The sequence below is a fragment of the Caulobacter sp. Root655 genome (genome assembly GCF_001427665.1).
In the GTDB taxonomy this organism is placed as follows: domain Bacteria; phylum Pseudomonadota; class Alphaproteobacteria; order Caulobacterales; family Caulobacteraceae; genus Caulobacter.
Window position 1 is genome coordinate 407,701 of record NZ_LMHC01000023.1, and the last position, 17,032, is coordinate 424,732.

At 69.2% G+C, this 17,032-nt stretch carries 20 protein-coding genes; 7 read left to right on the top strand and 13 right to left on the bottom strand.

What is annotated here, in order from left to right:
* Positions 1–660: 660 nt before the first annotated feature.
* Positions 661–1,587 carry a lysophospholipid acyltransferase family protein gene (locus tag ASD79_RS16830; RefSeq protein WP_056723656.1) on the bottom strand — a complete coding sequence of 309 codons (927 nt, stop codon included), beginning with the start codon at positions 1,585–1,587 and terminating at the stop codon, positions 661–663.
* Between the two features lie 135 nt (positions 1,588–1,722).
* On the opposite strand from ASD79_RS16830, the gene ASD79_RS16835 reads away from it, so the two are divergent.
* The gene (locus ASD79_RS16835; RefSeq protein ID WP_156400547.1) at positions 1,723–2,115 is read left to right on the top strand and encodes a helix-turn-helix domain-containing protein; all 393 of its coding nucleotides are present in this window, start codon (positions 1,723–1,725) and stop codon (positions 2,113–2,115) included.
* A 55-nt stretch (positions 2,116–2,170) separates the two neighbouring features.
* Positions 2,171–3,007: a histidinol-phosphatase gene (gene hisN, locus ASD79_RS16840; RefSeq protein WP_056723661.1), complete on the top strand. Its 837-nt coding sequence runs from the start codon at positions 2,171–2,173 to the stop codon at positions 3,005–3,007.
* Positions 3,008–3,015: 8 nt separating this feature from the next.
* Here hisN and ASD79_RS16845 read toward each other — a convergent pair whose 3' ends face one another.
* From ASD79_RS16845 to ASD79_RS16870, 6 genes are all read right to left on the bottom strand, one after another.
* Entirely contained in the window at positions 3,016–3,396 is a 381-nt protein-coding gene (locus ASD79_RS16845) for a hypothetical protein (protein ID WP_235524486.1), read from the bottom strand.
* Complete coding sequence (locus tag ASD79_RS16850) at positions 3,393–4,364, bottom strand: alpha/beta fold hydrolase (protein ID WP_056723663.1); 972 nt, start codon at positions 4,362–4,364, stop codon at positions 3,393–3,395. Before ASD79_RS16850 ends, ASD79_RS16845 begins: the two co-directional genes overlap by 4 nt.
* Positions 4,365–4,367: 3 nt before the next feature.
* Entirely contained in the window at positions 4,368–4,676 is a 309-nt protein-coding gene (locus ASD79_RS16855) for an SCP2 sterol-binding domain-containing protein (RefSeq protein WP_007668526.1), read from the bottom strand.
* A 91-nt stretch (positions 4,677–4,767) separates the two neighbouring features.
* Positions 4,768–5,460 carry a hypothetical protein gene (locus ASD79_RS16860; RefSeq protein WP_082584994.1) on the bottom strand — a complete coding sequence of 231 codons (693 nt, stop codon included), beginning with the start codon at positions 5,458–5,460 and terminating at the stop codon, positions 4,768–4,770.
* 2 nt (positions 5,461–5,462) lie between these two features.
* Positions 5,463–6,353 (bottom strand): class I SAM-dependent methyltransferase, encoded by an 891-nt coding sequence (locus tag ASD79_RS16865; protein WP_056723665.1) that lies wholly within the window; start codon positions 6,351–6,353, stop codon positions 5,463–5,465.
* A 78-nt stretch (positions 6,354–6,431) separates the two neighbouring features.
* Positions 6,432–7,274, bottom strand: a complete 843-nt coding sequence (locus ASD79_RS16870; protein WP_056724100.1) for a class I SAM-dependent methyltransferase — start codon at positions 7,272–7,274, stop codon at positions 6,432–6,434.
* Between the two features lie 242 nt (positions 7,275–7,516).
* On the opposite strand from ASD79_RS16870, the gene ASD79_RS16875 reads away from it, so the two are divergent.
* Positions 7,517–7,969: an Hsp20 family protein gene (locus ASD79_RS16875; RefSeq protein WP_056724102.1), complete on the top strand. Its 453-nt coding sequence runs from the start codon at positions 7,517–7,519 to the stop codon at positions 7,967–7,969.
* A 159-nt stretch (positions 7,970–8,128) separates the two neighbouring features.
* Here ASD79_RS16875 and ASD79_RS16880 read toward each other — a convergent pair whose 3' ends face one another.
* From ASD79_RS16880 to gpmA, 3 genes are all read right to left on the bottom strand, one after another.
* The gene (locus tag ASD79_RS16880; RefSeq protein ID WP_056723668.1) at positions 8,129–9,391 is read right to left on the bottom strand and encodes a pentapeptide repeat-containing protein; all 1,263 of its coding nucleotides are present in this window, start codon (positions 9,389–9,391) and stop codon (positions 8,129–8,131) included.
* Positions 9,392–9,523: 132 nt separating this feature from the next.
* Positions 9,524–10,783, bottom strand: a complete 1,260-nt coding sequence (locus ASD79_RS16885) for a pentapeptide repeat-containing protein (protein ID WP_056723669.1) — start codon at positions 10,781–10,783, stop codon at positions 9,524–9,526.
* 112 nt (positions 10,784–10,895) lie between these two features.
* Positions 10,896–11,609 carry a 2,3-diphosphoglycerate-dependent phosphoglycerate mutase gene (gene gpmA / locus ASD79_RS16890; protein ID WP_056723671.1) on the bottom strand — a complete coding sequence of 238 codons (714 nt, stop codon included), beginning with the start codon at positions 11,607–11,609 and terminating at the stop codon, positions 10,896–10,898.
* Between the two features lie 120 nt (positions 11,610–11,729).
* Here gpmA and ASD79_RS16895 point away from each other — a divergent pair, with 120 nt between their 5' ends.
* From ASD79_RS16895 to ASD79_RS16905, 3 genes are read left to right on the top strand one after another with little or no spacing between them, the layout of a single operon-like run.
* A complete protein-coding gene (locus tag ASD79_RS16895; protein ID WP_056723673.1) occupies positions 11,730–11,969 on the top strand; it encodes a hypothetical protein in 240 nt (79 codons plus the stop codon).
* A complete protein-coding gene (locus tag ASD79_RS16900) occupies positions 11,966–12,922 on the top strand; it encodes an SIS domain-containing protein (RefSeq protein WP_056723675.1) in 957 nt (318 codons plus the stop codon). Before ASD79_RS16895 ends, ASD79_RS16900 begins: the two co-directional genes overlap by 4 nt.
* 52 nt (positions 12,923–12,974) lie before the next feature.
* Positions 12,975–13,607, top strand: coding sequence for a hypothetical protein (locus ASD79_RS16905; RefSeq protein WP_056723677.1), 633 nt, complete (start codon positions 12,975–12,977; stop codon positions 13,605–13,607).
* Here the strand turns inward: ASD79_RS16905 and ASD79_RS16910 are convergent.
* The 3 genes from ASD79_RS16910 to ASD79_RS16920 form a co-directional block, all read right to left on the bottom strand.
* On the bottom strand, positions 13,604–13,984 hold the full coding sequence (locus ASD79_RS16910; RefSeq protein WP_056723679.1) for a response regulator: 381 nt from the start codon (positions 13,982–13,984) through the stop codon (positions 13,604–13,606). The genes ASD79_RS16905 and ASD79_RS16910 overlap by 4 nt on opposite strands.
* Before the next feature lie 89 nt (positions 13,985–14,073).
* The gene (upp, locus tag ASD79_RS16915; protein ID WP_056723681.1) at positions 14,074–14,703 is read right to left on the bottom strand and encodes a uracil phosphoribosyltransferase; all 630 of its coding nucleotides are present in this window, start codon (positions 14,701–14,703) and stop codon (positions 14,074–14,076) included.
* 93 nt (positions 14,704–14,796) lie between these two features.
* Positions 14,797–15,423 (bottom strand): TetR/AcrR family transcriptional regulator, encoded by a 627-nt coding sequence (locus ASD79_RS16920; RefSeq protein WP_056723683.1) that lies wholly within the window; start codon positions 15,421–15,423, stop codon positions 14,797–14,799.
* 186 nt (positions 15,424–15,609) lie between these two features.
* Between ASD79_RS16920 and ASD79_RS16925 the strand changes: the two genes are divergently transcribed.
* Positions 15,610–16,995, top strand: a complete 1,386-nt coding sequence (locus ASD79_RS16925; RefSeq protein WP_368664867.1) for an efflux transporter outer membrane subunit — start codon at positions 15,610–15,612, stop codon at positions 16,993–16,995.
* Positions 16,996–17,032 lie beyond the last annotated feature (37 nt).

The following is a 17,032-nucleotide window of genomic DNA, read 5'->3' on the forward strand; positions in this document are numbered from 1 at the left end:
ATCTTTTTGGTCCTCACCCCTTCCAGACGCCCGATACTGAGCTCACCCCATCGCACGGGGAGGGACGTCGGCCGGCGACCTGACGGGCGGTGGGCAGTGGTCGAGCGGGAAGGCTTGGTCGCCGCGCCTCACAAGGGCGCCCTCGGTCGGTTCGGAGCAGGTTCGCCTCAGTCGCGACGAAACTCCGGCGCCGGGGGTAGGCGGATCAGGTCAGCAGGTGCGAGGGGGTTACTCGCACGGTCCGGGACCGGGGCTCGCCGCCCTGGCCCGCCCGTCGGGGGCGAATGCAGACCGGCTAAGTGATAAAACCACTGCCTACCGGNTCGAACAACGGTTCCACGCGAAGCGCTCGTCTTCGTCGAAACGGTATTCAAACTGCAAAACCTCCGGGCGGAGCCCGGGCGCTTCGCACCCTCCCCATCCCATCCCATCGCAGCTTCGGCGCGTGAGCGTGGAGCCGCGTCCTGAGTTGGGGACAGGCGCATGCGCCTGTCCCCGTCCGCGACCACACCCACTTGCCCCCACCTGACCGCTTCGCGGTCTGTCAGCGGCGAGGGGGCGGAGCCGCGCGCACAGGGCTCTTCCCATGGGGGAAGACGATCGCGAAGCGATCCGTAGGGGGCAAGGGCGCCGCCACAGGAGACCCCAGACGTGACCGCCCTAATCCCCCCGCGCCGCCAACGCCGCATAGACCTCGTTGGGCCAGCGGCGGTGGACCCAGAACCATTCCTCGGGCCGTTCGCGGATGCGGTCTTCCATGAAGGCGTTGACCAGCTTCACGCCGGCCTCGATGTCGGCGGTGCGGTCGCCGCTGTCGGGCAGGACGATCGGGTCGTGGACCACCGCCCGAAACCGCGCGCCCTTGACGCGCTGCACCGACATCGGCTGCAGCACCGTGCCGAAACGGATCGCCAGCCGCGTCGGTCCCGGCGCGGTGCGCGCCGGATGGCCGAAGAACGGGGCCTCGACGCCGCCGTTGAACTTCTGGTCGTTCATCAGGGCCACCGATACGCCGCGCTTCATGGCCTCCAGCAGCTCGCGCGCGCCGTCGCCGCCCTTGGGGGCGAACAGCCGCACGCCGTAACGGAAGCGGCTGGCCTTGATGCGTTCGTCGACATAGGGGTTGTTGGCGGCGCGGTAGGTCATCTCGCAGGTGACGCCGGAATCGACGATCGCGGCGGGCATCACCTCCCAGTTCGACAGGTGTCCCGAAACGAAGACCACCGGGATCTGCTCGGCGGCGATCCGGAACAGGCGCTCCTGGCCCACCACCTCGACCCGGCCGGTGGACGGCAGGATTTTGTCCATCAGCGGGAACTCGGCGAAGGTGCGGCCCAGGCCGTCCCATTGCGCCTTGAGCATCGCCGCGCACCAGGCCTGGTCCTTCTCCGGGAAGGCCAGCGTCAGGTTGCGCCGCGCCACCTTGTGGGCGCCGCTCAACGGGCCGAACGTGCGGCCGATCCAGCCGCCGAACGCCGAGGCCGCGTCGACGCCCAGCAGGCGCACGACGCCGATGAACAGGTCAAAACCAAGCGCTTCCGCGCGCCAAAGGAGGTCCTGGGCCCAAGGCCGACGCTTATCCGACATGGACCCTTACTACCCTGCTTCGCGAGCAAGTGGGACTCGGCGCGTCGCCCGATTCGGGCCGGTTTCGCCCGGCACGCGACTTGCGGCCGTCAAACCAGGTCGTTCCGTTTCGGGACGGGGGTTAATAATCGGGGCGTGATCTCCATGGGCAACGATATCGACGTTTATCTGGGCAAGCGACTGCGCCGCCGGCGCCGTCTGCTCGGACTGACACAACAACAGCTGGCCGGCGCCGTGGGCGTCCGTTTCCAGCAGATCCAGAAGTACGAGTGCGGCGCCAACCGCATTTCGGCGGCGCGCCTGTGGCAGCTGTCCGAAGCGCTCGAGGTTCCAGTCGGCTACTTCTATGACGGCCTGTCGGACCAGGCGCGCCAGGAAGCCGTCGGCGAGGCCGAAGGCGGCGAGATGTTCGCCCGCAAGGAGACGCTGGACCTGGTCCGCGCCTACTACCTGCTGGGCGAGCGTCCGCGTCGTCGTCTGCTGGACCTGGCCAAGTCGCTGAACGGCGGCGAGTTGGCGGAAGCCTGAGGTTCTGGAGCGCGGGCGGTGGCGTCGAGTCGAAGGGCGGGGTAATTCTCCGCCCATGACGCTCTCCGCCGACCGCCTCGCCCAGCTCGACGCTTTTGTCATCGACCTCAACCGCGTCTCGGCGGCGGCGATCCTGCCGCTGTTCCGGGCCGACCATGGGCTCGAGGACAAAGGGGCGGGCAAGAACCTGCCGCGCGACAGCCACGCGGCGTTCGATCCGGTCACCGAGGCCGATCGCGGCGCCGAGGCGGCGATCCGCGCGCTGATTTCGGAGCGCTATCCCGAACACGGCGTGATCGGCGAGGAGTACGGCGAAGACCGTCCCGACGCCGAATTCGTCTGGGTGCTCGACCCGATCGACGGCACCCGCGCCTTCATCTCCGGCCTGCCGCTGTGGACCACCCTGATCGGCCTGCGCCACCAGGGCCGCCCGGTGCTGGGCTCGATCGGCCAGCCCTATGTCGGCGAGGTGTTCATCGGTTCGGCCGCCGGCTCGCGCCTGATGTCGCGCGGCCAGACCACGCCGATCCGGGTGCGCGAGTGCGCCAAGCTGACCGACGCCGTCATCGCCACCACCGATCCCGACGCCTGCTTTGACGGCGCCGAACTGGGCGCCTGGCGCCAGGTGCGGGCCGCCGCCAAGCTGGCCCGCCTGGGCTGCGACGCCTATGCCTACGCCATGGTCGCCATGGGCAAGATGGACATGGTCATCGAGGCCGGCCTGAAGTCCTGGGACATCGAGGCCGCCATCCCGCTGATCGAAGGGGCCGGCGGCGTGGTCACCGACTGGCGCGGCCAGCCGGTCGGCCAGGACGGCGGCCAGATGGTGATCTCGGGGGACAGGCGGACGCTGGACGAGGCGCTGGTGGCGCTGCGGCGGTCGGCGAAATAGGCCCGACGCTAAGCGGCCCGCCACACGGGAAACACCGCGACGTCGGTCGAACTCATGGCCCTCGTCATGGCCTCGAAATCAAAGCCAGGCAGGGCCATCAGCTGGTCGATGACAATCTGCTCATCGGTGGCGCCGCCTGGAAAGGCTACGGCGACCAGGTCGTCCGCACCAAACAGCAGCCACCACAAATCCGCTCCCCAGGGACCGGAGTCGTCCGTCTCGATCACCACTCCGCGAAGGTCCGAGATCGGGAGTTGATGCTCCCGCTTGTCGGGATCACGAACAGCAATGACGGTCCCATCGAAAGACACGATGTAAGCCGTCTCGGGTTCAGCCTGGCGCCGGAGCGCTGACCCGCCGAACGACTTCAACCAGGTCCAGATACTCAAGCAGCCCCCCCGACGTCCAAGGGAGCGACCCCGCCCACCGTCTCGTCGAACGCCGCCCAGAACTGGGCGCGCTTGTCGTCGGTCTCGATCAGGATCTCGTGGAAGGCGCCGTCGATCTCCAGATAGCGGCCCTTGGGGATGCGGGCGGCGACCGCCCGCTCGTCGGCGACCGTCACCCGGCTGTCGTCGCCGGCCCCGACGATGGTCACGGGAATGGAAATGGCCTCGACGCCCTTCGACCGCCGCAGCCAGGCGCAGGCGGAGAACGCGAAATCGGTCCAGCCCCAGGTGATGCCGCCCAGGGCGAGGTCGGGATTGGCGCGGACCTGGGCCTGGTGGCGGGCGTAGCGCGCCGCGTCGTGGGTCAGCGCATCCTTGGGGAAGGTCTGGATGAAGGGGTCGCCCTTGTCGCCCAGCACATAGTCGCTCGCCAGACCCGCACGGGCCATGATCCAGGCCAAGGCCCGCGCCGCGCGGGGCGGCTTGCCGCCGGTGTTGAGGCCCAGCATCGGCGCCGACAGCACCGCGGCGGAAAAGCGCGTCTCGCCCTTGGCCAGGACCAGGGCCGTCAGGCAACCGCCCATCGAGTGGCCCAGCGCGATCCAGGGCTTGGGCAGGCGCGCCTCGAAGGTCGCCAACAGGGCCTGATAGTCGGCGAGGAAGGGCTTGAAGCCCGCCGCGTGGCCCTTCAGGCGGTCGGGCAGCGCGCGGTGCGACAGCCCCTGCCCGCGCCAGTCGTGGACCAGCACGACGAAGCCCCGATCCAGCAGGTCCTGGACCACCTCGAAATATTTCTCGATCGGTTCGCTGCGGCCGGGACTGACCACCACCGAGCCACGGGGTTGGCCGTCAGGCGAAAAGAAAGCGGCGCGGAGGGTCGCCCCATCCGCGCCGCTGAACCATTCGGCCTTTCCGTGATCGGGAACGGGCGCCTCGGGAATCGAGACCAGAGACGCCGTCCCGGTCATGGATCAGCGCATCTTCGCGAAGAGGGCCGCCATCTTCGACTGCAGCGCCATGGCCGTACCCATGTCCGACAGCTTCAGCTTGCCGGTCATCACCGCCATGGTCGGGTCCAGCGAGCCGGCGCCGATGGCCAGCAGGTCGTCCAGCGACAGGGTCATGGTCAGGTCGGCGGGAGTGTCTTCGTTGGTCACGGCGCCGCCATCGATATGGATGACGCCGGTGTCCTTCAGGTCGAACTTCAGGCTCTTGCCCAGGCCGCTGTCGTCGCCAACAGCGCCTTTGATACGATCGGTGATTTCCTGCAACGTGGCCATGAGCGCGGTCTCCCTGTCTGCGCGTGGATTCTTCGGCGGCAGACTGGCCGCTCGGCGGCGGCGAGTAAACACTGTTCAGACGCGCCGGCGGCTATTTCTTCTTGTCGTAGAATCCCACGCTGGCCGGCATCCTGCCCAGCCGCACCTTGACCGCGCCCTTGAACTGTTCCGGCCGATAATAGGGCATGCCCTCGACGACCGGCAACGGCTGGGAGGCGCCGTTGGGGAACACGGCCACCCCGGACTCGGCCTTGGCGAAGGCGATCCCGGTCATGGTTGGAGCGATCATCGCCATAGGACCGGCGGCCTTTCGGATCGCGGCGTTGGTCTCGGTCACGGTGGCGACCAGATCGCGGGTCTCGTACTCCATCGCCGGCTTGAGCGTCGGATCCAGGTCCATGGCGATCCCGAACTTGGTCTCGGGCGGCGCGTCCAGCGTCACCTGCGCCTTGGCCTGCAGTTGCGCCAGGGTGGGCGTGCGCTCGAACCGTCCCGCCGCATCAATCGGCAGCGGCGTGCGCGCGCCACCGGCCTCGATGAGCGTGGCCTTGACCCCGGCCGGGGGCTTGCCGCCCTGACGCAGGCTGTAGCTCACCCTCATGCGCGAGCGTTCGTTGGCCGGCACCTTCAGGAAGGCCTCCAGGAACGGAAAGACCTTGGTGGCCGGCACGGTCTTGCCGGTGTCGGCCCAAGCGGCGGTGGCGAAGACGCCGGAGGTCAGCGTGGCGGAAGCGAGGGCCAGGGCGATCAGGGCCGGAGCGGCGGCGTGGCGGGATAGGGTCATGGTCACCGGGGTTTGACGAACTTCAGGGTCATGCGGTCGCTCTCGCCGATGGCGTCGTACTTGGCGTGGTCGAAGCCCGGCTCGGCCGGCTCGCCGCGCGGCGCCGACAGCCGGGTGGGCGGCAGGGTCCAGACGCCGAACGGATGGTCCTTGGTGTCCTTGGGATTGGCGTTGATCTCGCTTTCGCCCGCCAGGACGAACCCCGCCTCCTTGGCCATCTCGACCACATAGGCTTGCTGCACATAGCCGTCGGCCGCCAGGACGTCCTGCACGCGGCCGGGCTCGCCCCGATGCTCCTCGATCCCCAGCACGCCGCCAGGCTTCAGGACCGTGAAGGCGTCGCGGAAGGCCTTCTCGGTCAGGCCGGCCGCCATCCAGTTGTGCAGGTTGCGCAGGAACAGCACGAGGTCGGCCGAGCCGGCCGGGGCCACCGGGCCGCTGGCGGGGCCGAAGGCGGTGATCGCGACGTCGCCATAGACCTTGGGCTTGGCGGTCAGCTTGTGGCGATAGGCTTCGACGATCTCTCCGGCGGTCGGTTCGTCGGGAAGGTCGGTCTGCAACGAGGCGGCGTACAGCTTGCCGCCCGTCGCCGCCAGATAGGGGGCCAGGATGTCGGTGTACCAACCGGCCCCGGGCCAGAACTCGACCACGGTCTGGCCGGGCTTCAGACCCCAGAATTCAAGGCTCTCGACCGGATGGCGCCAGACGTCGCGGGCCTTGTCGGCGGGCGAGCGCCAGTCGCCCTGGGTCGCGGCCTTCAGGGTCATCGGCTCGGCCTTGGCCGTCGGCTTGGCCTGGGCGACCTTGTCGGCCTTGCGGCCGCAACCGGCCACGCCCAAGGCGCCGGCTCCCGCCAGCAAACCGCGTCGCGACCACCAAAGTCCCTGGCTCATGCTCCCCCCAACATCTCAACTTTCGCCAGGATCATGCACGCGACCTTGGCGAAACGGCGCCCATCGGGCCCGGCGGGATCAGCCCGGCTTGCGGAAGCGCAGCGTCATGCGGTCGCTCTCGCCGATGGCGTCGTACTTGGCGTGGTCGAAGGCGGGGTCGGCGGGCTGGCCGCTGGGCGCGCTTTGACGCACTGGCGGCAGGGTCCAGACGCCGAACGGATGGTCCTTGGTGTCCTTGGGGTTGGCGTTGATCTCCGACTGGGCGTCGAGCTTGAAACCGGCCTTTTCCGCCAAGGCCACCACCGTCGCGGTGGCCAGGTAGCCGTCCGCGCCCTTGTCGGTCTCTGACTTGGGGTCGGCCCGGTGATCCTCGATCCCGAGCAGGCCGCCCGGCTTCAGCACCGCGAAGAAATCGGCGAAAATCTTGTCGGCGACGCCCGGTTGGCCGGTCCAGTTGTGGACGTTGCGGGCGGTGATGACCAAGTCGGCCGAGCCCGGCGCGCCCAGCGGTCCGGCCACCGGCCCGAAGTTGGCGAACTGGACCGTGCCGTACTTGGCCGGATCGGCGAAGCGGGTCTCGAACGCCGCCCTGCCCTTCTTGGCCCCCTCGGAAATCTTCGGATTGGCCAGGTCGGCGACACCGGCCACATAGGTTCCACCCGTGATCTTGGCGTAGGGCGCGAGAATCTCGGTCCAGTAGCCGCCGCCCGGCGACACCTCGACGATGGTCTGTTTCGGCTTCAGCCCCCAGAAAACCAGGCTCGCATAGGGATGGCGAGCGCCGTCGCGGGCTACGCTGGCGGGCGCGCGGTCGGGCGAGGAGATGGCCAGTTGCAGGGCGGAGTCATCGGCCAGGGCCGGCGTCGCGCCAAGGCAAAACGCCGTGGCGGCCAGGAGCAGGAGATGGCGGCGGTCGGTCATCATCGGGGCTCTCGAAACGATTGGCCAAGATTGGGCGCGCCGACCTTAGCGGTGGGCGAACAACGATCAAGCGATTCACCGCCGACGCCGCCATTCAACCTCTTGAAGTGAAAAATCGGCGCACCACCTTGGTCTCGAAGGCGCTGGAACCCCGGGCCTTCCAGATCACGGGCGACGCCTATCCAGGGTCGCCAAAGATCTGAACTGATTGAACAACCTTGCTTGAAAAGAAGGATGTGACCATGCGTACGATCGACCTTTCCCCCCTGTATCGCTCCGTCGTCGGCTTTGACCGGCTGGCCGCCCAGCTGGACGCCGCCGCCTCGAACGAAGCCGCCTCAGGCTACCCTCCCTACAACATCGAGCGCACCGACGAGAACGCCTACCGCGTCGAGATCGCCGTGGCAGGCTTCAAGCCGGAGGAACTCGGCGTCGAGGTGAAGGAAAACCTCCTCACCGTCACCGGTCGCAAGCCGGCCAATGACGAAGCCAAGCGCTACCTCCACCGCGGTCTGGCCGCGCGCAACTTCGAGCGCCGCTTCCAGTTGGCCGACTACGTGGTCGTGACCGACGCCGCCCTGTCGGACGGCCTGCTGTCGATCGCCCTGAAGCGCGAACTGCCCGAGGCCCTCAAGCCGCGCACCATCGAGATCAAGGCCGGCTCGACGCTGATCGAAGGCGAAAAAGCGGCCTAACCGCGCCGTCGCGCGTTAGCTTTTCTCCCCCTCCAGACTTTTGGGCGGTGCCGCGAGGCGCCGCCCTCTTTCGTCGGAAATCGCCCGAGCCCGTGGCGGCGTCCTGGCGGTCCAATCGGGCGCCTTGGAAACCTGCTTCACGTTCCGCATGCCGCTCGCCTAGGCGGGCGCGAAATCCAGGCCCTGGACCTGGGACAGGTCGCAACCGCGCAGACTGGTCTTGGTCAGGCGCGCGCCGGTGAGGTCCGCGCCCCGCAGGTCCGCACCGTCCAGCACCGCCTCGCTGAGATCGGCGGCCTGGAGCAGGGCGTAGCGCAGGCGCGTCGCCGTGAGATTGGCCACGGTCTTGCGCTCGGGGCCCAACGGCAGGGGCGACAGCGACGCCTGGCGCAGGTCGGCCTTGGTCAGGTTGGCCCCCGACAGCTTGGCCCCGCGCAGGTCGGCGCCGCGCAGGTTGGCGGTGCGCAGGTCGGCGTTCTGCAGGTTCGCGCCCTGAAGCTGGGCTCCCGAGAGGTCGATGCCGACCATGCAGGCCCCGACCGCGCTCATCGCCGTCAGGCGCAGCCCCTTCAGCCGGTCACCCAGCGGACGCAGGTCCTCGCCGTCGAGGCGGGCCGGCGCGCCCTCCTTGCCGCCGGTCCGGCACCAGACCTGGTTGTCCAGGCAGCGCCGATGGATTTCGTCGGCCTGCGACACCGCCTGGGCGGTCGAGGCTGTCAGGCAACCCTGCATCTCCGCGCCGCTGGTCCGGGCGCCGGAGGTGTCGACCCCGGTCATAACCGCGCCGGTGAAATTGGCGCCTTCCAGGTTGGCGCCGCTGACATCGGCCCCGTCGAGGATGGCCCCGGTCAGGTTGGCGTCCTTGAGATTGGCGCCCGAGAGCTTGGCGCCACGCAGCGAACAGTCGCTGAAATCGGCCTTGAACGCCGAGACGCCCGAGAACTGCGAGCCGTCGAGCGTCGCCCCCGAGAAATTGGCCTCGTCGACCTCGCCGGTGCGGGCCTCGTGGCGACAGGACTCCAATCCCTTGCGCGGATGCGGGACGGCCACCTGGCCTTCACGGAAGTCGGCCTGGGTCAGGTCGGCCTGGGAAAGGTTGGCGCCGCGCAGGCAGGCGCCGCGCAGGTCGGCGCGAACCAGGATCGCCTGGCGCAGGTCGGCCTTGCGCAGGTCGGCGCCGAACAGACTGGCGCGTTCCAGCTTGGTGCGGACCATGCGGCAGCCGTCGAGGATCGAGGCCGACAGGTCGGCGTCGGCCAGGTTACGGAACGACAGGTCCAGGCCCGACAGGTTCATGAACCGCAGCGAGGCGCGCTTGCCGCCCTGCTTGCCGGTGACGAACTTCTCGTGGGCTGTGACGATCATGTCGAGTTCGGCCTGACTCAGCCGCCGACGTCCAGCAAGGCTCCGCGCCGCTGTCATGTTCCCCCAAGCTCCCCCGAACCTATTGGTTCAGGCTACAGAATAACGAGGACCGACAAGCGAAGCGTTAAGGCCGCGTCGCTTTGTCGCAACTTACGAACGTTCAGGTGAAGAAGCGCGCCGCCGACCGGCTCAGATCACGTCGTCCAGGCCGCGCGCGCCCATGCGGATCGCGCCGGTGATGTCGATGTCCTTGAGCAGGGCGTTGGTGAAGTTGGCGCGCGACAGGTCGGCGCCGCTCAAACAGGCCTGGCGCAGATCGGCGCGCGCGAAGTCGGCGTTGGTCAGCAGGGCGCCGGTCAGATCGCTGGGCAGCAGGCGGTCGCGGCCGATCAGCAGCGGCCCCAGCTGGGCCTCGCGCAGGTCCGATCCCGCCAGCTTGGCGCCCTTCAGCCGCGCCCCGCGCAGGTCGGCCCGGCGCAGGTTGCAGGATCGCAGGTCGGCGCCTTCCAGCTGCGCGCCCTGCATCTGCACGCTCTCCATGTCGAGGCCGTAGAACACCGCCCCCTTGGCCGATAGGGCGGTCAGGTTGAAGCCGCGCACCGACTTGAGATTGCGCAGGTCGGCCCTGTCGAACACCGAGGGCTTGCCCTCCGCGCCGCCGGTCTCGCACCAGCGCGCGTGGTCGGCGATCATCCGCTCGTAGGGCATGTCGGAAACGTCGGTGCCCGAGGCCTTGTCGGTCAGTGCGCCGTCCAGGTTGGTGTCGTTGATGTTCCACGACATCGTCTTGGCGCCCACCAGCACGGCGTTGCGCAGGTCCGCGCCGGTTAGGTTGGCCCCGGAAAGGTCCGCCCCCGCCAGGTTGGCGCCGTTGAAATTGGCCTGCTTGAGGTTGGCGCGCACCAGCTTGGCGTCCTTGAGGATCGCGTCGCTGAAGTCGGCCTTGGTGGCGATGATGCCCGACAGGCGCGAGCGTTCCAGGTTGGCCCCGGCCAGGATCGCGCCATGGGCCTGGGCCTCGCGCTGCTGGGGTTCGAGAACCCGGTAGCCTTCCTTGCGGTCGGCGGCGGCGATCTGGCCTTCGCGCAGGTCGGCCTCGAACAGGTCCGCGCCGGTCAGGTTGGCGCCCCGAAGGCTGGAGCCGCGCAGGTCGCAGCGCCGCATCGAGGCGTCGGTCAGGTCCGAGCCCTGCAGGTCGGCGCCGTAGAGACTGGCGTTGTCGAGCTTGGTGCGTCGCAGGTCGCACCCGACCAGCAAGGCGCCGGTGAAGTCTGCGTCGCACAGATTGCGCCCGGTGACCGACAGGCCGGACAGATCGCAGAAGGCGAAGACCGCGCGCGCCCCTCCCAGCCGAGCCGACCACAGGCGGTCATGCTTGGCGCAGATCAGATCCACGTCGTGTTGCGTCAGGCGTCGATGCTCTTGGCCTGCCGCGGGTGGGGCGTTCATGGCTGCTCGTGTCGAATCCCCGAAGGGTCAGGCGAACAGAATGCGCGGACCCGCATTAACGCTGCGTTTCCAAGCCCTTCGGGGCGACCAGAGGTCGCTCCGCCGCCCGTCCTCAACCGGCCATTGGAAGCGGCTGGGCGCGCGACTCGTCGAGGTAGCGGGCGCCGGTCGGCTTCAGGTCGCCGTCCAGATCGATGGCCAGCGGATTGCCGGTGGGGATCTCGACATGGACGATCTCGGCGTCGGGCACGTTGAACAGGTGCTTGACGATGGCGCGCAGCGAGTTGCCGTGGGCGGCTACCAGGATCGTCTCGCCGGCCTTGAGCTTGGGCGCGATCTCGGCTTCCCAATAGGGCAGGACGCGGACCAGGGTGGTCTTCAGGCTCTCGGTGGCCGGCAGGTCCAGGCCCGCGTAGCGACGGTCCTTGTTGAAGTCGTATTCGCCGCCCGGGGCCAGTTCCGGCGGCGGGATGTCGTAGGAACGGCGCCAGATGGTGACTTGCTCCTCGCCGTGCTTCTCGGCGGTCTCGGCCTTGTTCAGGCCGGTCAGGCCGCCGTAGTGGCGCTCGTTCAGCCGCCAGTCCTTGGTCACCGGCACGAAGCTCTGGCCCGCCGCGTCCAGCGCCAGGTTGCAGGTGCGGATCGCGCGGGTCTGGACCGAGGTGTAGGCCTCGTCGAGTTCGAGGCCGGCGGCCTTGATCAGCTCACCGCCCTTGCGGGCCTGGGCCTCGCCTTCGGCGGTCAGATCCACGTCCACCCAGCCGGTGAAGCGGTTTTCGAGATTCCACTGGCTTTGGCCGTGGCGGAGCAGGACGAGGACGGGCATCAGGCCTCCAAGATGTGTCGCAGGGCGGGCTAAGCCCCAGGGGACCTTGCGTCAAGCGCCCCGCCCTTCTCTCGCACCCCTCTCCCTGTTTAAAAAAAAGGGGCGTGCTATAGGCAGGCCATGCCCGATCGCATCTTCATGCCGCTCATGGCGCTCATCGGCCTGGCCATGATCGCCTTCTCTCTCGTCTGGCCCCAAGGCTACGGCGACCGTTCGCCCCCGCCGTGGGGGACGGTGCCCATCCAGCAGACGCCCGAGATGCGCGCCAAGATCCAGCGCGAGAAGGACGCCGCCGCCCTGCGCGACCAGCAGGCCAGGCAGCAGGTGACCGACGCCCGCGCCGCGGAAGCGGGGCAATGAGCGCCTTCGACGCGATCGTCGTCGGCCAGCGAGTGCTGAACGCCGAAGCGCAGGCGCTGTGCCAGCTGTCCGCCGCGTTGGACGAATCGTTCGTCCGCGCCGTGGAGGCGCTGTTCGACGCCAAGGGCCGGGTCGTCTGCACCGGGATCGGCAAGTCGGGCCACGTGGCGCGCAAGATCGCCGCCACCCTGGCTTCCACCGGCTCGCCCGCCATGTTCGTGCACGCCGCCGAGGCCAGCCACGGCGACCTGGGCATGATCGGCCAGGGCGACGTCGTGCTGGCCCTGTCGAAGTCCGGCGAGGCGCGCGAGCTGTCCGACACCCTGGCCTACGCCAAGCGGTTCTCGATCCCGATCATCGCCGTCACCGCCGTGGCCGACAGCCAGCTGGGCCGGGCCGGCGACATTCTGCTGCTGTTGCCCGACGCGCCCGAGGCGACGTCCGAGGTCAGCGCGCCCACCACCTCCACCACCCTGCAGATGGCCCTGGGCGACGCCCTGGCCGTGGCCCTGCTGGAGCGGCGCGGATTCACCGCCAGCGACTTCCGCGTCTTCCATCCCGGCGGCAAGCTGGGCGCAATGCTGCGCACGGTCGGCGACCTGATGCACGGTCATGACGAGCTGCCGCTGACCCGCGAAGCCGCGCCAATGTCCGAAGCCCTGCTGGTGATGAGCGAAAAGCGCTTCGGCGCCGTGGGCGTGGTCGCGCCGGACGGGACCCTCAGCGGACTGATCACCGACGGCGACCTGCGCCGTCACATGGACGGGCTGATGGGCCACGCGGCCGGCGAGGTCATGACCCGGGGTCCCCAGACCATCGCGCCCGGGGCCCTGGCGGCCGAAGCCCTGAAGATCATGAACGATCGACGCATCACCGTGCTGTTCGTGGTCGAGCAGCAACGCCCGGTCGGCATCCTGCACGTGCACGACCTGCTGCGCGCCGGCGTGATCTGAGACTCCCCCGATTCCGCTTGCGCGCCGCGGCCAAGACGGGCGATCTCGCGCCATGCGCCCACGCTTCGCTCCGCTCCTGATCGCCGCCGCCCTGCTGGCCGGCCCTGCCCTGGCGGCCGATCCAGGGACCCTGGAGCACAAGGACACGATGCGCGACGCGGTCGCCGCGCCGCTCGAGGACCTGAACCTCAAGCAGACCCAGATCCCGGCCGTGCTGAACCGCGCCGTCGCCGATCCCTACGACGTGGAGGGCCTGGGCCGCTGCGAAGGTCTGGCCGGCGAGATCGGCCGGCTGGACGCCGCCCTGGGTCCGGACCTGGACGAGGTCCCGCCGCCCGACCAGCGCTCGCGCGGCAAGAAGGTCGCCGACGCCGCCTGGGGCGCTGGTGTCGGGGAGGTGCGCAACACCACCCAGAACGTCCTGCCCTTCCGAGGCTGGATCCGCAGGCTGACCGGCGCGGCCAAGCACGACAGGGCGGTGCAGGCCGCGATCCGGGCCGGCGCCGTGCGTCGCGGCTATCTGAAGGGCGTGGGCATGCGGATGAACTGCGCCCCGCCGGCCGCGCCCAGCTGGTTCGTGCCCGCGCCGCCGCCCAAGCCGGTGGTCGCGCCCACGTCGATGGACCGGCTGACCGCGTTCTGGGCGGGGGTCGTTGGCTGGTGGCGCAGCTGGTGGCCGTTCTAGGCGGCCGCCAGCGCCTCGCGCACCTTGGCGGCCAGGTGCTGGGGTTCGAACGGCTTCATCACATAGCCGACCGCGCCCAGTTGCACGGCCTGGACGATGCGGTCCAGACGGCCGTCGCCGGTCAGCATCAGGACCTGGATGTCCGCGCCGTTCGGCGATTCCTTGATCGCCTTCAGGGCGTCGAGTCCGCTCTGGCCGGGCATGCGCACGTCGAGCAGGGTCAGGACCGGCGTTTCGCGGATCAGCGCGCCGAGGACCAGCGCCACCGAGCCGAAGGTCCGCACGGCGAAGCCCTCGCGCTCCAGGCTGATCTGGACCAGTTCCAGGGTGGCGGCGTCGTCATCGACGACAAAGATCAAGGGCGGCGCGAACGGCATGCGACAGCCTTAACGCCCAAGCTTGCTCGGTGGAAGACCGGCGTTAACTATTCGCCAAAAGCATCTTCGATGCGCCTTGGAACATGGCGCTAGCGCGTGCCGAAGGTCCGGTCGCCGGCGTCGCCCAGGCCGGGCACGATGTAGCCGTGGTCGTTGAGCTCGGCGTCGATCGCCGCCGTCCAGATCTGCACGTCGGGATGGGCGGCCCGCAGGGTCTCGACGCCCTGGCGCGAGGCCACCAGGCAGACGAAACGCAGATCGGTGACGCCGGACTTCTTCAGCCGGGCGATGGCGGCGACCGCCGTGTGGCCAGTGGCCAGCATCGGGTCGACCACGATCACCAGACGGTCGGCGATGTCCTCGGGCGTCTTGTAATAATACTCGACCGCCTCCAGCGAGGTCGGGTCGCGGTACAGGCCGATGTGCGCCACCCGCGCCGACGGCACCAGGTCGAGCATGCCTTCGGCCATGCCCAGGCCGGCGCGCAAGATCGGGGCGAAGACCAGCTTCTTGCCGGCGATGACCTCGGCGTCGGTCGGCGCCACCGGGGTCTCGATCCGGACGGTGTGGGTGGGCAGGCCGCGCGTCACCTCGTAGCAGAGCAGAGTCGCGGTTTCGCGCATCAGGGCGCGGAACGTCTTCGTCGAGGTGCCCTTGTCGCGCATCTTGGTCAGCTTGTGGCGGACCAGCGGGTGGTCGACGATGGTGACGCCATGCATGGGCTGGGCTTCCGTCTTGCGAGGACGCCAAGCCGCGCCCTCCTCCACCGTCCCAAGTGCCGCCTTACGGCCGCCGCGCCAAGTGGAAATCGCCTACCGATCCGGCCCGAACGCCGCGAGGAACACCTCGACGGCCGGGAGCACTTCCCGATCGATCTCCTCGGCGGTGGGTTCAGCCATGGCGTTGCACAGACGGGCCTTCATCATCCGGTTCTGGCACAGACCGATGAACTGGTGCGCGGCATGGACGGGATCGGTGAGCTTCAACTGCCCCCGGTCGGCGGCCTTCTGGAGAATGGCGCCCAGCAGTTCTGACCCGCTCTTGGGCCCGGCTTCATAGAACGCCCTGCCGATTTCCGGCGTGCGCTGGGCTTCGGCGACGATCACCCGGAAATTGCTCAGGCTGAAATCGCTGAGCACGATCGACAGGTAGGTGCGCCCCACTTTGGTCAGGGCGGCGCGGATGTCGTCCACCTCGGCCGAGATCTCGAACATGGCGTCGCGCTGCCAGGCGCAGTGGCGGACCACATAGGCGGCGAACAACTGCTCCTTGTTCTTGAAGTAGTTGTAGAGCGTGCCCTTCGACCCGCCGACCCGCGCGGCGATCGTCGACATGGACGCGTTGGCGTAGCCCTCCTCGAGAAAGACGTCGCGGGCGACGTCGAGGATAGCCTCACGGCGGGCGTCTCGGTCGAGGCGCGGTTTCAGGTCCTGAATCATTCTTTTTCCATCAAGGCGGCGCCCCCCTTGATCCCGTCAAGCCGCGGGTTATATCCAGCAGCTCATATGACCGTACAGTACGGTCAGTTCAAGTCGGCCGCGCCCATGACCTCGAACGCTCTGGATCAGCTCCCCGCCTCCAAACCGCCGAGGACGAGGGAGATCGGCGTCACCCTTTCGATTCTGATGGCCGCCTTGCTGACCAGCGCCTGCGCGACCATGCCGGCCGCGACCCCGGCCCGCGTGGCCAAGGCCCCGGACGCCTATGCGACGACCCAGACCCTGTCCGCCCCCGACGCCGCCTGGCCGGTCGATGCGTGGTGGAAGGCCTATGGCGACACCCAACTGGACGGCCTGGTCGACGAGGCCCTGACCGGGTCGCCGACCCTTGCCCAGGCCGAGGCCCGCCTGCGCCGCGCCCAGGCCCTGGCCAACCAGGCCAAGGCGGCGCGACTGCCCAGCGTCAGCGCCAACGGCGGCGTCGACCGCTCCAAGCAGAGCTACAACAACGGCATCCCCGCCGACTTCGTACCCCAGGGCTACAACGACTATGGCCGGCTGAGCCTGGACTTCAGCTGGGAGCTGGACTTCTGGGGCAAGAACCGCGCAGCCGTCGCCGCCGCGACCTCCGAGGCCAAGGCCGCCCAGGCCGACGCCGCCCAGGCCCGGCTGATGCTGGCCACCTCGGTGGCCGCGGCCTATGCCGACCTCGGCCGGCTCTACGCCGAGCGCGACGTGGCCGAACGGGCCGTGGCGTTGCGGCTGGAAACCCTCGACCTGGTGAGCGACCGGGTGACCAACGGCCTCGACACCCGCGGCGAGCTGCGCCAGGCGGAGGCTGGCCCGCCCACGGCCCGCGCTGAACTGGCGGCCGTCGACGAACAGATCGCCCAGACCCGCAACGCCCTGGCCGCCCTGCTGGGAGCGGGCCCCGACCGCGGCCTGTCGATCGCCCGCCCGAGCATCGCCGCCCTCAAGCCGTTCGGCCTGCCGGCCAACCTGGCCGCCGACCTGATCGGCCGCCGCCCAGACATCGTCGCCGCCAAGTGGCGGGCCGAGGCCAGCAGCCGCCGGATCGGCCAGGCCAAGGCCGCCTTCTATCCCAACGTCAATCTGGCGGCCGCCATCGGCGTGCAGTCGCTGCACCTGGACAAGCTGTTCGACAGCGGTTCGGACGTCGGCAGCGTCGGCCCCGCCATCAGCCTGCCGATCTTCGAGGGCGGCCGCCTGAAGGCCAACCTGCGGGTCGCCGAAGCCGACCGTGACGGCGCCGTGGCCGCCTATGACGACGCCGTCACCCAGGCCCTGCGCGACGTCGCCGACGTCGCCGCCAGCGAGCGGGCCCTGGCCACACGGCTGGGCGAGTCCCGCGCCGCCCTGGCGGCCAACGAGGACGGCTACCGGATCGCCAAGCTGCGCTACCAGGGCGGGCTGTCGACCTACCAGAACGTGCTGCTGGCCGAGCAGGCCGTCCTGACCCAGCGCCGGATCGTCGCCGATCTCGACAGTCGCGCCCTGGCCCTGGACGTCGCCCTGGTGCGGGCCCTGGGCGGCGGTTTCACCCCCGCCTGACGCCGACCGACAACCTCTTCGCCTTATCCAATCTTCG